At 40.5% G+C, this 14,202-nt stretch carries 11 protein-coding genes; 7 read left to right on the top strand and 4 right to left on the bottom strand.

Features of this window, described 5'->3' with window-relative positions; all coding sequences use genetic code 11:
• Positions 1 to 14: 14 nt before the first annotated feature.
• The 4 genes from V7O66_RS06465 (at position 15) to V7O66_RS06450 (ending at position 5,926) form a co-directional block, all read left to right on the top strand.
• Positions 15 to 1,949 (top strand): hydantoinase/oxoprolinase family protein, encoded by a 1,935-nt coding sequence (locus V7O66_RS06465; RefSeq protein ID WP_406662347.1) that lies wholly within the window; start codon positions 15 to 17, stop codon positions 1,947 to 1,949.
• Positions 1,946 to 3,556 carry a TCP-1/cpn60 chaperonin family protein gene (locus tag V7O66_RS06460; RefSeq protein ID WP_406662345.1) on the top strand — a complete coding sequence of 537 codons (1,611 nt, stop codon included), beginning with the start codon at positions 1,946 to 1,948 and terminating at the stop codon, positions 3,554 to 3,556. Before V7O66_RS06465 ends, V7O66_RS06460 begins: the two co-directional genes overlap by 4 nt.
• 165 nt (positions 3,557 to 3,721) lie before the next feature.
• On the top strand, positions 3,722 to 5,344 hold the full coding sequence (locus tag V7O66_RS06455; protein WP_406662343.1) for a methylamine methyltransferase corrinoid protein reductive activase: 1,623 nt from the start codon (positions 3,722 to 3,724) through the stop codon (positions 5,342 to 5,344).
• A gap of 174 nt (positions 5,345 to 5,518) precedes the next feature.
• Complete coding sequence (locus V7O66_RS06450; protein ID WP_406662341.1) at positions 5,519 to 5,926, top strand: hypothetical protein; 408 nt, start codon at positions 5,519 to 5,521, stop codon at positions 5,924 to 5,926.
• Position 5,927: 1 nt separating this feature from the next.
• Here the strand turns inward: V7O66_RS06450 and V7O66_RS06445 are convergent, their stop codons facing one another.
• On the bottom strand, positions 5,928 to 7,133 hold the full coding sequence (locus tag V7O66_RS06445) for a hypothetical protein (protein ID WP_406662339.1): 1,206 nt from the start codon (positions 7,131 to 7,133) through the stop codon (positions 5,928 to 5,930).
• A 43-nt stretch (positions 7,134 to 7,176) separates the two neighbouring features.
• Positions 7,177 to 8,355: an ATP-grasp domain-containing protein gene (locus tag V7O66_RS06440; RefSeq protein ID WP_406662337.1), complete on the bottom strand. Its 1,179-nt coding sequence runs from the start codon at positions 8,353 to 8,355 to the stop codon at positions 7,177 to 7,179.
• A 231-nt stretch (positions 8,356 to 8,586) separates the two neighbouring features.
• Between V7O66_RS06440 and V7O66_RS06435 the strand changes: the two genes are divergently transcribed.
• The gene (locus V7O66_RS06435; RefSeq protein ID WP_406662335.1) at positions 8,587 to 8,958 is read left to right on the top strand and encodes a response regulator; all 372 of its coding nucleotides are present in this window, start codon (positions 8,587 to 8,589) and stop codon (positions 8,956 to 8,958) included.
• Positions 8,959 to 9,252: 294 nt separating this feature from the next.
• Here the strand turns inward: V7O66_RS06435 and V7O66_RS06430 are convergent, their stop codons facing one another.
• Positions 9,253 to 9,774 carry a hypothetical protein gene (locus V7O66_RS06430; protein WP_406662333.1) on the bottom strand — a complete coding sequence of 174 codons (522 nt, stop codon included), beginning with the start codon at positions 9,772 to 9,774 and terminating at the stop codon, positions 9,253 to 9,255.
• A 200-nt stretch (positions 9,775 to 9,974) separates the two neighbouring features.
• Positions 9,975 to 10,898, bottom strand: coding sequence for a hypothetical protein (locus tag V7O66_RS06425; protein ID WP_406662331.1), 924 nt, complete (start codon positions 10,896 to 10,898; stop codon positions 9,975 to 9,977).
• Positions 10,899 to 11,019: 121 nt separating this feature from the next.
• Between V7O66_RS06425 and ala the strand changes: the two genes are divergently transcribed.
• On the top strand, positions 11,020 to 12,000 hold the full coding sequence (ala, locus tag V7O66_RS06420; RefSeq protein ID WP_406662329.1) for an alanine dehydrogenase: 981 nt from the start codon (positions 11,020 to 11,022) through the stop codon (positions 11,998 to 12,000).
• A 297-nt stretch (positions 12,001 to 12,297) separates the two neighbouring features.
• Positions 12,298 to 14,202, top strand: a complete 1,905-nt coding sequence (gene gyrB / locus V7O66_RS06415; protein ID WP_406662327.1) for a DNA topoisomerase (ATP-hydrolyzing) subunit B — start codon at positions 12,298 to 12,300, stop codon at positions 14,200 to 14,202.

The raw sequence follows: 14,202 nt of genomic DNA, 5'->3' as shown, positions 1-14,202 counted from the left end.
AACAGGTGACAAAAATGAAACTAGGACTTGGTATTGATACAGGTGGCACATACACCGATGCTGCAATAATGGATCTCTCTGATGGATCCCTGGTCGATTCTAATAAATCATTAACAACATATCCTGATCTGGTAGAGGGTATCAAGAATACTCTTAATGGACTTGATCCTAAATATCTAAAAGACATTAGTTTTACTTCCGTTTCTACAACACTGGCAACCAACACCACACTTGAAGGTAAAGGTTATCCTGCCGGTCTCATACTCATCGGCTATTCAATTAGCAAAAAAATGCCAACAGACCATGTCCTGTCCATAGGCGGTGGCCATGATTCAGATGGAAATGAAATAAATCCTCTTGAAGGGCTTGAAGAAGTCCGGGATTTTGTTCTCGAGAATAAAAGGAAAGTTGCTTCATTTGCAATATCCTCATATTTTGGTGTGAGAAATCCTGATCACGAAAACCGTGTGAAGGAATATGTACGCCAACTTACTGATCATCCTATAGTTTGCGGGCATGAACTATCCACGAGCCTTGGAGCCTATGAGAGGGCTGTGACTGCTCTTCTAAATGCCCAGCTTATACCTGTCATAGATGATTTTATAAAGTCGATCCTTTCGGTAATGGAAGATGCCGGAATTGATTCCACTCTCATGATGATGAAATGTGACGGTTCACTTGTTAAGATAGAAGAAGCAGTGGAAAAACCAGTGGAATCTATATTCTCAGGGCCTGCCGCCAGTTTAGTTGGTGCAGGGCACCTTACATCCTTTGAACAATGTGTTGCCATGGATGTGGGTGGAACAAGCACCGACATTGCAATGATCCGTGATGGTGTTCCCCAGATAGATGACCAGGGCGCTGTGGTGGGTGGCTGGAATACCATGGTAAAAGCCATTAAAATGAGAACCTCTGCAATGGGTGGGGATAGTCACGTATGGGTACAGAACAAGATGTACATCGGTCCCAACAGGGTAATTCCTCTCTGCCTTGCCGCAAGCGAATATCCTTCAATGATAGATGAGCTGGAAAACTCGGATAAATACTCCTCGCGTATAATGACAGAAACCCTGCAGTCAACAACATTTTTCATTAGCAAGGGCTCGAAAGCGCATTGTAGAGCCTTATCTGATCTTGACGGGCAGGAAATGGAAATTCTGGATGCCGTGGAAGATTATCCGACATCTATAATGGATATTGCAAAAAAGACGGAAATGCACCCTCTGATGTTCACACATATACTACAAACACTTGTGAAGAAAAGGTGTGTCCAGCAGATAGGTTTCACGCCAACCGATGCGCTCCATGTTCTCGGGGACTATGGGAGATGGGATGGAAGAGCATCTGACATAGGTGCAAAGATACTTTCCGGTTATCTGAACATTAGTAAAGAAGAATTCTGCTCCAATGTTAAGAAAGGAGTGGTAGATAATCTGGCTCTTGATCTTATATCCTATTTTGCAGACGATGTCAAGACAGCAGACATAGAAAAAATGATGAATTGCTCTGATGACATGACATTCAGGATAAAACATCCAGTTGTGCTTGTGGGTGCTCCGGTAGGTGCCTATAAGGCTGACCTTGAAAAGACCATTGACGGTGATATCATTGTCCCTGATTTCCATGAAGTTGGAAATGCTGTGGGTGCTCTTGTTGGTGATGTCATTTACAGGATAGAACTTTTGATACGGCCTTCCTCCTTTGGTAGCACACAATACACATTGTTCTCGGGAAAAGAGAGACGTCTTTTTGAAGATTATAAATCTGCTGTCGAATACGGAATCACATTTGTGGAAGATTCGGTTTCTGAATATATGAAAGGGTACGGTCTGAACATGGATAAAGTTAAGTTTGAACTAAAACGCAATGATATTGGTTCTATGGGAACGCTTCCCCTTGAAACAAAAATAGAAGGACTTGCAGTTGGCAGTCCAAGGGGGGGCGCATGAGCTCTATGGTAGGTCAGCCCCAGGTTTCCACTCATGAACTGGATAGCATGGATGCCCTTAAGGCAAGTGTAAGGGGCAGAATAGGCATAGATGGAGATGTCAAAGGTGACGATCTCATCTATCACATGGAATCAGTTTCCGCAGATGTGAAAGACCTTATTTCTTCTTCATTCGGTCCTCGTGGTCTTAACAAGCTAATTGCAAACCCATCTGGCGACATCATCATGACGAGTGATGGGAAGACCATCATCAAGGAAGTGGATGTGCTTCACCCTGTTGTCACGTCAATGAAAGAGCTGGCAAGATCAATGGACAGAGCATGTGGTGATGGTACAAAGGGAGCTGTTCTGCTAGCTTCATCCCTGATCGAGAACGCTGCCAAACTCGCAAGTGAAGGAATGCATCCTTCAACTATCATAAAAGGTTATCAGCTTGCTCTTAACAAGGCTTATGATATCCTGGAGTACTCAACCAAACTGGCTAGTTCCCACGAGGCTATGCATTCTGTTATAGAAAATGCAAGTCTTAGCAAGGGTGTGGAAATCAGCCAGGCAAAAATGATCACGGATGCTGTACTGCAAACCGTTGAGCGCCTGAAGGAGCTGGGCAAAGATGAATATATAGACCTTAATGAGTACGTAAAGGTCGTCAAGAAGGTAGGCGGTCCTGATATGAATTTTATTTCAGGTATCGTGCTCGATGAAGAGCCTGAAAATCTAGGCGTGACCACCCATTTCACAGAAGCAAAGATCCTGATCCTCAACTACAATACAAAATTTGAGAGTAAGATCATTAATTCTCAGCATAACATACACATTGACAGCCTTGACATGTCTGTTATCTTTGAGAACGAGCAGGTACGTGTCGTGAGAGACTTTGCAAAGAAGATAGTTGACTCTGGTGCGGATGTAGTTCTCTGTGAAGGCAAGGTCGATCCTATGATCGAGGGTACCCTTGCAAAGAATGATATTTTGCTTTACAGAAAGCTCAAAATGAAGGACCTTGAAAAAGTTTCAAAGGCTACTGGTGCTTCTATCCTTTCCATCAAGGACGATATACTTCCCAGTGAGCTGGGTTGTGCCGATGAGGTAAAGGTGGACAAGAAATGTGGTGAATATTTCCTCTCCATTTCCGTAAAGGACCAGCCAATGTCTTCCATAGTGATATGGGAGCCTTTCAAATACGGTCTTAATAAAGTAGAGGAAGCTGTTGATGACGCTCTTAACAATGCAGCTTTCATGCTAAAGAACCCGGTAGTCGTTCAGGGCGGTGGCTGGATAGAGTTCGAGATCGCTCAGATGCTCAAAAAATACGCTTCGACAGTTGTTGGAAAAGAACAACTTGCCATCATAGAGTATGCAAATGCACTGGAAGAGATCCCAAGGACGCTTGCACGCAATATGGGTATGAATGTCATAGATTCAATGGCAAGCATGGGGAGCTATTATAACAGAGGTATAGACGCCAGGATCGATATGTCCAGGGAGGTTGTGCCAAACAATCCTCCCGTATATGATTCTGCAAGCATCAAGAAACTGTCTATGATCGCAGCAACAGAGGCTACAAACAGTGTTTTGAGGATTGATAAGATACTTATGAGAAAATGATTGATCCACGATGTCAGGTTGGTATTTTGGATCTTGATCAGTAAGCTACAGGTATTCTGGCAAATAGAAGGAAACAATTTGTCCTGAATTCCTGTGCTTCCAATTTCACTCACATTCATTCATGTAGTGAATACTATAAAAAAATCAATATTTAGGAGTAGTTAAATGTATGGAATAGCACTGGACCTGGGAACGAGCGGCTTTAGGGCGCAGTTGATCAACCTGGACTCAAAAGATGTATTTAAGGTTTCAATGACTGCAAAGCATCCTCTTCCCGGGGGAAATATCACAGATCATCTTGATTTTGCGATATCTGTGGGTGGGGATATAGCGCACGGGATAATCGTTGATGCAATACGTAAAGTGATAGACAGCTTCCATGTGGATGCTTCATTGATAAAAAAGATAGTTGTTTGCGGAAATCCGATCCAACTTTCATTGTTCCAGAACTCTGAGATAAGAGATCTTGCCTATGCAGGCAAGAACATGCAGATGAGACTTGGAATTGAGGATGTCAAGCGTGAAGCAAGGATCTTCCCTGCATCTGAGATATTCAAAGGTAGTCCTGCATTTGAGGATTGTGATATCTTTGTTCCGCCTGCCATCAGACACGAAATAGGTGCCGATGCCCTTGCAATGATGCTGGAAACCGATTTCCTGGATCAGACTGTTCCCACTCTTGTAACTGATTATGGTACCAATGCTGAAATGGCTATTAAAGTAGGTGACCGTATAATCACGGCCAGTGCAGCAGCTGGTCCTGCTATCGAAGGACAGGGTATTGGATGCGGTATGCTTGCAAGTCCCGGGGCAATTTCTGATGTTATCAGTGAAGGCAAGTACTGGCGACTCATGGTCCTTGATGCTGATATGCAAGCCCGTGAAAGTTATCTTATAGACCCTGTTACCGGAAAGATAGTAAAGGATTCAGATATCAAGCCGGTTGGTATAACGGGTACCGGTGTAATTTCAGTTCTTTCACTTGCTATGAGAACGGGTCTTATCGAGAACCCACCTAAACTAAAATACGGAAAGATCCTGCTTGGCGATGATATATTCCTCACAGAGGATGATATCAAAGAAGCCGGAAAGGCCATAGGTGCTATAAAAGCAGCTCAATTGACGCTTATAATCGACTCCGGTCTGCATTATGATGATCTTGAGAATATGTACATGACCGGTGCTTCAGGTACATATGTAGATGCTGGAAAAGCAATGCATGTTGGGTCATGCCCGGATTTCTCCAAAAAGATAGTCCAATTTGGCAACACTTCTCTTGCACTTGCAAGGGAGATATTGCTGGATGAATCCAAGTTTGATAAAGTGATCAAGCTTGCTCATCAGATCAAGGCAGATCACCTGATGATGGCTACGAGTGTAACATTCAAGAACTTCTATTCGTGTGAGCTTTCTTACTGGACCGAAGGTATGTCAAAGGATATGTACAACAAGTTCCTGGACATATATGGTCTACCTGCATTGCCACTGGAATCCAATGCTCCTATTATCGAAAAGAGATCATCACAGGACATAAAAGAGACTGGTTTGACCGGCGTAGAAATTGTCGAGGATGTTGGTATAACTATTGAAGAACTTGCTGTTGGGTGCACTCTATGTCACAGATGTGAGATCGAATGTCCTGAGAATGCAATCACCATTGTCGAGGAAGGTGGCAATCGTTTTGCAATGTATAATACACAGAAATGCCTTGGAACTTCCTGTAAGAGATGTGTAAGGGTTTGTCCTGTAAATGCCATAAACTATGAGGAGATCAAGATATTGGCGTGATCTTGGTCTACTCATTTTTTATTTTTAGAGTTTGGGTTCGAAACAGATAGTTTATGTGATTAGAATGGGTAAAAAAAGTTTCCTCGTGTGCTGAAATAATTTTAAACCCAGTTAATGTGTATTTGTTGAACATATGTTTTTATAGTATTAAGAATAGTAATTTGTAGGTGTGTCATGAATTATCTCTACAATTTAAGAGAATGGCTTTATGAATGTGATAGATTTCTTTTTTTAGCAGAAGTGCACTATCATAAAAATAATGTAGTGCCATCTGGACATAAGTTCAATTATGACTTCAGTGGCAACTCACTTGACGAAATATTTTTCCGTACAAAGAGCCAATGTGAAAATGAATTCCATTGTGTCAGTTTTGACACATGTATTTCCAAAGAAGAATTTGCTTTCATCATGACGATTCTCGATAATATAAAATCTGAAAAATGGGGTTTAACAGGAACTGAGGACATACTCAGGTCTCAAAAAATACTGCATAATCTGATCAGCACTTTGACTGATGATATTGCCAATGTTCATGAATCGAAAGGTTACCCTTCATTGTGTAAAATATGTAATATGCAATAGTTTAACTTTCATTTTCTTTTCTTATTTTTGTTGATGATGTTCCATCGTCCAAATATTCCTCAAAAGGTACAATGTCGCATATTTCCATTATGTCGTCATCAACACTTAACTTGGAGCCTTTTCGCCGATAGGCAACAAATCTAACATTCAGCTCCTTAAAGTGCTTCAATAATGTGAATTTATCTTCTCCATTTCTATAATATTTGTCATTGAATATCCTGCTTAGCGTGTCAGATCCTATAATAAATCTTGAGTTTGGGAATAATATTGCTTTATCTGCAAAAAGTGGTGCATTTGTAAGGTAAACATCGTCCGCAAAATCTTCATTCAGGTATTTCTTCAGGGAATCAAGCCTGCGCTGAAGTGAAATGAAATCGATAGGTGGTTTATCCACATTTGCCAGTGATATCTCAAAGCTGACAGGTGAATGGTATTTCTTGGCTGCAAGCTCAGCCATGAGTATATGGTTCTTATGGCAGGGATTGAAAGACCCTGAAAAAACCAATTCAGGAGATGGCAGGCTTTTTCTTTTACTTAAGCCTGTTTTAACAGATTGTATTTTATTATGATCACTGTCCAGAAGTGTATCTGCTAACAGCTCACCGATATTTTTGCCAACTTCGGATTTTCTCTCAACCACATCATCTGATCCTGATGTTATGTTGTCTCTTATCTTGTCATATACTTTGATACTACAAAGGTCTGCAATTCTGTAAATACTCAGGAGGGATGCCAGCCTTTCCTCTTCCTCTCTTGTCCTGTATTCTTTAAGCTTCAGGCTGATAGAAGTAGACTCAAGCAGGGACTGGGATGCAAAATGGATCTCATGTTCTCTTCCTTTTCTCTCTCCATTCTCCCTTGCCAGCTTACAAGTTACGCCAATACCAATGAGGTTTTCAGGTCCATTTCCTCCTTTATTAGCTTTTAGCTCAAGGGCTCGCTTGTAAGCAGCCATGGCTATTTCCCTTGCAGTCTTTTCAGATGCATATTTTTTAATTGACTTGCCTACAAAATCTTCGAGTGCATCTGTATCATAGGGTACAAATGCCTCAAGAAGTGTTGCAGAGCCGTTTCCATGTCTGAGAAGTTCTCCTATGGCTTCGCTCCCTCCTCCTGTCATAGCTATGACTATTTTGAAAGGGGAACTGTGGATATGCTGTATAAGGTTTGAAATATCTTCCTCATTTGTTGGAATGAATTCGTGCAAGGCTGCAACTCCTCTTACTGTATCGGGATGTTAGGTTGGCGGTCTAAATTTTGGACTTTAAGGAGATATGCTCTTTTAAGTCCGATCTCAGGAAAGATTCTATCTCATCCCAGTTATCTTCTCTCGTTTCTGTGAAAATGAATGCGAATACCGGATACTTTGTATAATCCAGTTTACGCAGCTCAAGAGTTTTCTCAAAAGATGAAGCAAGTCCCTGATAGTCGAACATTTCTATATCTTCTATATCAATATCTTTAGGATTTTTGGCTATCGCAAGGCAATATATTTTACCTTCCTTATCCCTGAGTACACTGTCCCATTCAGGCTCAAGCTCTTCATGGAAATATTTGTGCACGTTGATGCCATATGCGTAATATGCTATGTCAGTAGTGCACCAGCCGGCAAATCTTATTGGGTTCACCTCTATTGGTATCGGCCTATTCTGCTCGTCCAGCCTTACCTCGATGTGAAAAGGAAAATCTTGAAGTCCGGTCAGCTCTCCGATGGTCCGAAGAAGGTCCTGGATGACAGAATGATATGTATCAATGGTCTTCTTTGATGTGTGATATACCTTATCTTCCACATCATCTCCGGATGAGAACACATGTTCCAGTATGTTCAATATCACTGGCTTTCCTGAACTGTTATAGTATGCATCGATGGCGAGTTCTTTTCCTTCGATGTATTCTTCTATAATGAATTTCTTTGAACTGAATACATGATCTGGGAACATGTACTTTATTTCGTCCATTTCCTTTTTCAGTGAATGCAAGATGCTTCCCCATTGTTCATTGCTATTGACCCGATAGACGCCAGCACTGAAAAAACCAACAGCAGGTTTCAGGATGAAAGGTTTTCTTAATTTAGTGATATCTAGTTTGTCGAGCTCATCAAAATCAACCTCAAGATAAAAAAAATCGGGATATACATTTTCAAGCAATTTCCTGAAGGATGTTTTGTTCTTGAACAGGAGTATCTTTTCAGGAATACCTGTGAATCCAAGATTGTTTATGGCCCATTCGATGGAATTCTCGGAATTGCTGTAGATTTTGTATTTTTCCTGTTCTTTCATTGTTTTGATGAATTCTTCATCGCTTAGCAAGTTGACATCAGCAGAAAAATTCTGTTCTATGGATGTCCTGTTTTTCAGAACATTAACTCCCATTTCCGCAATGCTGTTTTTTAGCAGGTCTGATACATAGGGTTCATCCAGGATTATCATTTTATTCAACTCAATTTAGATAATGTTTGTAAGTATTTGTTCTGTTGTCGATACCTATATACTATTCATGCAAAAAGTTATTATATAATGTTTAATATAAATATTGCATATCTGAAAGTTGATACTAAACGGTAATATGTGTAACATTTAAGTGGGATTCTTCTTATCTTCGCTCCTGACCTACATATATTATTAAATATGTTATGGATTACTTAATAATGAGGGTTAATGATGGCTTTGATACTTGTAGTGGAAGATAATCCGGTGAACATGGAACTAACTGTTGACCTCCTTGAATCATATGGTTATGATGTTGTCCAGGCTGAGGATGGTTTTGTTGCTCTTGAAAAGGTAAAGGTTAACAAATTCGATCTCATTCTTCTGGATATCCAGCTGCCTAAAATGGATGGCTTGGAAGTCCTTTCAAAACTAAAAGCTGATGTTGACACAAAAGATATTCCAGCTATTGCTCTGACCGCCCATTCCATGCGTGGTGACGCTGAACGCTTCATTTCTGCAGGTTGTATTGATTATATTTCCAAGCCAATAGATATCCACAGTTTCAAGGAAAAAGTGCATGCACATACTAACGGATTAAATTAGTATATGTAATTTTTTTATTGGCTGCAGAATAGCAACAGTTGATAAGTATCATATTAATGTTAAAACTACATTTTTTGTATGGCTGAATGAAATTGGGCAACGAATAAACGCTGTCAAGTCTCCAGAATAATGAAGAACTAATGGAGTCCATCGTGGAGTCAAGTGTCGATGCAATCCGAAGTGAATAGTGGGGAATTTGCTATGCCTGTGGAAGATGCTGATGGCAAATAAAAGCAAAGGTCAAATACAGAGGGGCAAGTGCTACAAATAAGTTCACTTCAAGATGAACTATTTTTATTCAGGGATACTATTATCAGTGGCTAATTCAAAGCTGCTTTCAATTCCATTTATATTTACGGTGTAAACACCTTTTTCCAGACCATATACATCCAGGACAACTTTCTGCTCGAATGGTACTATGGCTTCAGTGCAGGCCATATCTTTTGGACGAATGGTCTCTATAGTAACATCGAATGTGTTATCGTTCAATTCGATTTCTATACTTCCATCATCTATTTCAGTACAGCCATCAGGGAGATATCCTGTTGCAACAGCATGGATCTGAACCGGAAATGATTCAAGAATAAGGATCTCAACATCTTCTACAACTGCTGTTCCACGAATGTATTGTCCAGTTTCAGTGTTCGAATTATCATCATCTGTATTTCCATCATCTGTATTTCCATCTTCAACATCATTATTTTCTGATATCTTATCTGGATTTTCAGCGCAACCCAGTGAAAAGGTTGCCAACATAACAACAATTATCGTTATGAGGACAAGAATCCCCATAAATGCATTTCCATCTCTTTTCATTGCACAGCCCTCTTTTTATTTTCTTCAAAACAACTAGGCAAGATTACTATAAATTGCTTGTCTAAGTTACGAATCATTTCGAAGTCTTTAGGCTTGCATAGATACGTTTTTTAAAAACAGGAAGCAACGTTGTTTTCAGGTTGCTTTTTTTGGCTTAAAGAGTCTTTGATTAAAAATGTAGATGTCAGTTATTAATTGATTTATATAGGGCTTTCTTCTTTTAACATTTGTGATATCTCTAAAAACCCTTCAACAATTTTCTCGATATTACAGCTTCTGATCTTATTGCTATCAGGTATATCATTAATAGAGTGGGAATTTGCTTTTTCCTTCAATTTGAATATGCTTAATTCTTGTATGAATTGGTCAAGCTCTTCCGTATCTATTGGGAAATCTCCTTTTCGCTGTTCAAAGGAATCAAGTAGAAGGTTAAAGTCCTTGTGTATTTGGTACTTTCTGTCAAAATAAAGGTTAGCATTCTCGTTTGATATGGGTGGAAACCTTGTTTTGAGAATATCCAGCATGAGATTCTCTATAAGTTTTCTTGAGAGTATGAATGTGCTGATAAAAAGCCCATTCTTGAAGGTGAGATTTATCTCGTTTTTTAAGTGTCTGTAGTGTTCATCAGCAAGCTCTACATTCAATAGCTTTCCAGATTCAGGTGTTGAAAATGATGTTTGCCCGGTGATTGTTGGATTGATTTTGACGAATTTTTGGATATCAAAAGTAAAACCGTCAATTCTCGAAACTGCATCCTTTAGAATCTCTTTTTGTTCCTTCAGGCGATTTGAAGTAATTCCGTCAGTATAGACTTTCATACGATTCTCAAGATAAATTCCATGTATATAGTCCTGGATCGTATATGTGTAGTCGTTTATCCATGAACGTTTTGTGGTCCTGAAAAGACTCTGGAATTTATCGACACGTTCTGGTAAAAGATCACGAATTATGGGCAGGGTACTTCTGTACCATTTGGTATATCCTGCGATGAACATACTTCTATTTTTCTGGTAATCGTCTGCATTCCAAACTGAATTCCTTTCAAGAATATCCCACAATTCATCACATTCTTTGATCAGGTCAATTATTCTTTGCTTTGAATCTTGCATCCTGGCTTGGTCCATTACACATATCATAAGTGGCTAGTAAATATATATTTATTGTTTATATATTAAGTAACAAAATAGCAAAATGCTTTATTTTATCAAATTCAAGTTATTGTAACAATTTAAGGAGTGGTGCTTAATGGATATTTTATGGCTCAACCAATCAGACGTGAAAAGTGTGCTGGATATGCCTTCGACCCTCGATGCGGTTGAATCTGGTTTTAGGGAGCATGGTTTGAAAAAAGTGCAGATGCCTTCCAAGCTGTACCTTTATTTTGATAAGCACAATGGTGATCTGAGGACTATGCCCTCTTTCATGGAAGAGAAAGACATAGCTGGTGTCAAAATAGTTAATGTGCATCCAGATAACAGGGAAAAAGGTCTTCCAACCGTAATGGCGGTTGTCATACTTAATTCCACAGAGACCGGTGCTCCCCTTGCAATGATGGACGGTACCTATCTCACAGATATGCGAACAGGTGCAGCAGGCGGTGTTGCAGCAAAGTACCTTGCACGTCCTGATTCGAAGGTTGTAGGTATGGTAGGTATTGGTGGCCAGGCACGTACTCAACTAATGGCACTTGCAGAGGTTATGGATATAGAAGAGGTTAAGCTGACCTGCAGGAATATCAGTCACTGTGATAGCTTTGAAAAAGAAATGGCTTCTATCACAAACTGCGATTTCACCTGGAAGGATAACATAAAAGATGTTTGTGATTGTGACATATTGGTGACCACCACTCCGGTGAGAACTCCCATAATCCGATCAGAATGGATTCATGAAGGTACTCATATCAATGCCATAGGTGCAGATGCAATGGGTAAGCAGGAACTGGAATCCTCTCTATTGAAGAGGGCAAAAGTGATTGTCGATGATATTGAACAGGCATCTCATTCTGGCGAGGTAAACGTTCCGTTATCAACTGGTGATTTACTCAAGTCAGATATCTATGCTGAGCTTGGCGAGGTGATCGCAGGCGTAAAACCCGGCAGGGAAAATGATGGAGATATTACAATCTTCGATTCCACAGGGCTTGCTATACAGGATCTTGTGACTGCTGATCTGGTTTACCGGAAAGCTCTGGAGAAGGGGATTGGGCAGAAGATGAATATGTTCTAATTTTCAGGCATGATTTTTCATCCTCGTATCTATTCTTTTTTGTTTGTTTCCATGTTTGTTTCCATAATAGTTGCCTTGGCAGAAGTGTTAGATACTTTTTTAAAACTATTATTATAAACACATTTAATAAGCATGAATACATTAATAGGGGCTATAATTATTTTACATTAAAATGAGATGCTAGAGGATTAAAACAAATATTTCTTTCATTGAATTTAAAGGGTAGACTGAGTACACGTTTTGAATATTTATAGCAGAATTTCTTTATAATCATTTTTTCACGGAGACGTATCAAATATGGCTGACAAACAGGCTTACGATGCAACTAATATTCAGGTTTTGGAAGGACTTGAGGCTGTTCGTAAACGACCAAGTATGTATATCGGGAGCATCGATGGAAGGGGTCTTCACCATCTGGTGTATGAGGTGGTTGACAACAGTATCGATGAGGCTTTAGCAGGGTACTGCTCGGAGATCGGTGTTTCCTTGAATCCGGATGGCACTGTAACAGTGCAGGATAACGGAAGAGGTATCCCTGTGGGGATGCATCCGAAATACAAGAAATCCGCACTTGAGGTTGTCATGACTATTCTCCATGCAGGAGGAAAGTTCGACAAGGATACCTACAAGGTCTCAGGTGGTTTGCACGGTGTTGGTGTTTCAGTTGTCAATGCACTTTCCGAGAAAGTTGAAGTAGAGGTTAATCGTGATGGTAAGGCCTATTACCAGCGTTATGACCGTGGAAATCCTGTGGATGATGTCATGGAGATCGGTAATGCTGAAGGCACCGGTACAAAAGTCACTTTCAAACCCGATACATCCATATTTGAAACAGTGCAATTCAATTATGACACTCTGGTTACAAGGCTCCGTGAGCTTGCTTTCTTGAATAAGGGTATTAAGATAGTCATTTCAGATAACAGGTCTGATGAACAGGTACAGGAAGTCTTCCAGTATGAAGGAGGCATTGTTTCATTTGTAGAGCACCTGAACCATAATCGTAATTCACTCCACGATAATCCTATTTATTTCGAACGTGAGAAAGACAGTACTGTAGTTGAGATATCGATGCAGTACACCGATAACTATGCTGAATATGTCTACTCATTCGCTAATAATATCAACACCCATGAAGGTGGAACCCATCTTGTAGGATTTAAGGCAGCTCTCACCAGGGTTGCGAATGACTACATTAAAAAGAACAATCTTTCAAAAGGTGATTCCAAGTTATCCGGTGAAGATATCCGTGAGGGATTGACTGCTATCATAAGTGTCAAGCTGACTGAGCCCCAGTTTGAGGGTCAGACCAAGACAAAGCTTGGAAACAGTGAGGTCAAGGGTATTGTTGAATCCATGGTCTCAGAAGGTCTTTCCGAATACATGGAGGAAAATCCCAAGGTTGCCACGACCATACTGCAAAAGGCTCTTGATGCACAGCGTGCAAGGGAAGCTGCAAAGAAGGCAAGGGAACTCACCAGGAGAAAGAGCGCCCTTGATGTAGGCACACTGCCCGGTAAACTTGCAGATTGTTCCGAGAAGGATCCATCACTTTGTGAGATATATCTTGTGGAAGGAGATTCTGCAGGCGGTTCTGCTAAACAGGGCAGGAACCGTTCGTTCCAGGCAATTCTTCCATTCAGGGGTAAGATCCTCAATGTTGAAAAAGCACGTCTTGCAAAGGTGCTGAAGAATAACGAAGTACTTTCCCTTATCACAGCAATGGGTACGGGCATAGGGGATGATTATAACGTTGAAAAGGCTCGGTATCACAAAGTTGTCATAATGACCGATGCTGATGTTGATGGTGCCCATATCAGGACCTTGATCCTCACCCTTTTCTTCAGGCATATGCGACCATTGATAGATGCCGGTTATGTCTACATTGCACAGCCTCCTCTTTACCGTATAAAGAAAGGAAAGGCTGAATACTATGTTTATTCTGACAGGGAAAAGGATGCCAAATTACGGGAAATTGGTGACAAGGGTGTTGCTATACAGCGATACAAGGGTCTTGGTGAGATGAATGCTGAGCAACTCTGGGAAACGACCATGAATCCTGAAACAAGAACGCTCTTACAGGTGACGATGGAAGATGCAGTGGCAGCCGATCAAATGTTTACCATCCTTATGGGGGATGAAGTGCCGCCACGCAGACAGTTCATTACGACACACGCAAAGGAAGTTGTCAATCTGGATTTGTGA

It is taken from the genome of Methanolobus sp. ZRKC3, assembly GCF_045291275.1.
In the GTDB taxonomy this organism is placed as follows: domain Archaea; phylum Halobacteriota; class Methanosarcinia; order Methanosarcinales; family Methanosarcinaceae; genus Methanolobus.
This window is presented reverse-complemented; position numbering and strand designations above follow the sequence as displayed.

Bases quoted from the DNA above. Each gene is read 5' to 3' on its own strand.
- V7O66_RS06440 (WP_406662337.1), bottom strand. From the start codon at position 8,355: ATGATAATCCTGGATGAACCCTATGTATCAGACCTGCTAAAAAACAGC.
- ala (WP_406662329.1), top strand. From the start codon at position 11,020: ATGGATATTTTATGGCTCAACCAATCAGACGTGAAAAGTGTGCTGGAT.
- gyrB (WP_406662327.1), top strand. From the start codon at position 12,298: ATGGCTGACAAACAGGCTTACGATGCAACTAATATTCAGGTTTTGGAA.
- V7O66_RS06425 (WP_406662331.1), bottom strand. From the start codon at position 10,898: ATGGACCAAGCCAGGATGCAAGATTCAAAGCAAAGAATAATTGACCTG.
- V7O66_RS06455 (WP_406662343.1), top strand. From the start codon at position 3,722: ATGTATGGAATAGCACTGGACCTGGGAACGAGCGGCTTTAGGGCGCAG.
- V7O66_RS06460 (WP_406662345.1), top strand. From the start codon at position 1,946: ATGAGCTCTATGGTAGGTCAGCCCCAGGTTTCCACTCATGAACTGGAT.
- V7O66_RS06435 (WP_406662335.1), top strand. From the start codon at position 8,587: ATGGCTTTGATACTTGTAGTGGAAGATAATCCGGTGAACATGGAACTA.
- V7O66_RS06465 (WP_406662347.1), top strand. From the start codon at position 15: ATGAAACTAGGACTTGGTATTGATACAGGTGGCACATACACCGATGCT.
- V7O66_RS06430 (WP_406662333.1), bottom strand. From the start codon at position 9,774: ATGAAAAGAGATGGAAATGCATTTATGGGGATTCTTGTCCTCATAACG.
- V7O66_RS06450 (WP_406662341.1), top strand. From the start codon at position 5,519: ATGAATTATCTCTACAATTTAAGAGAATGGCTTTATGAATGTGATAGA.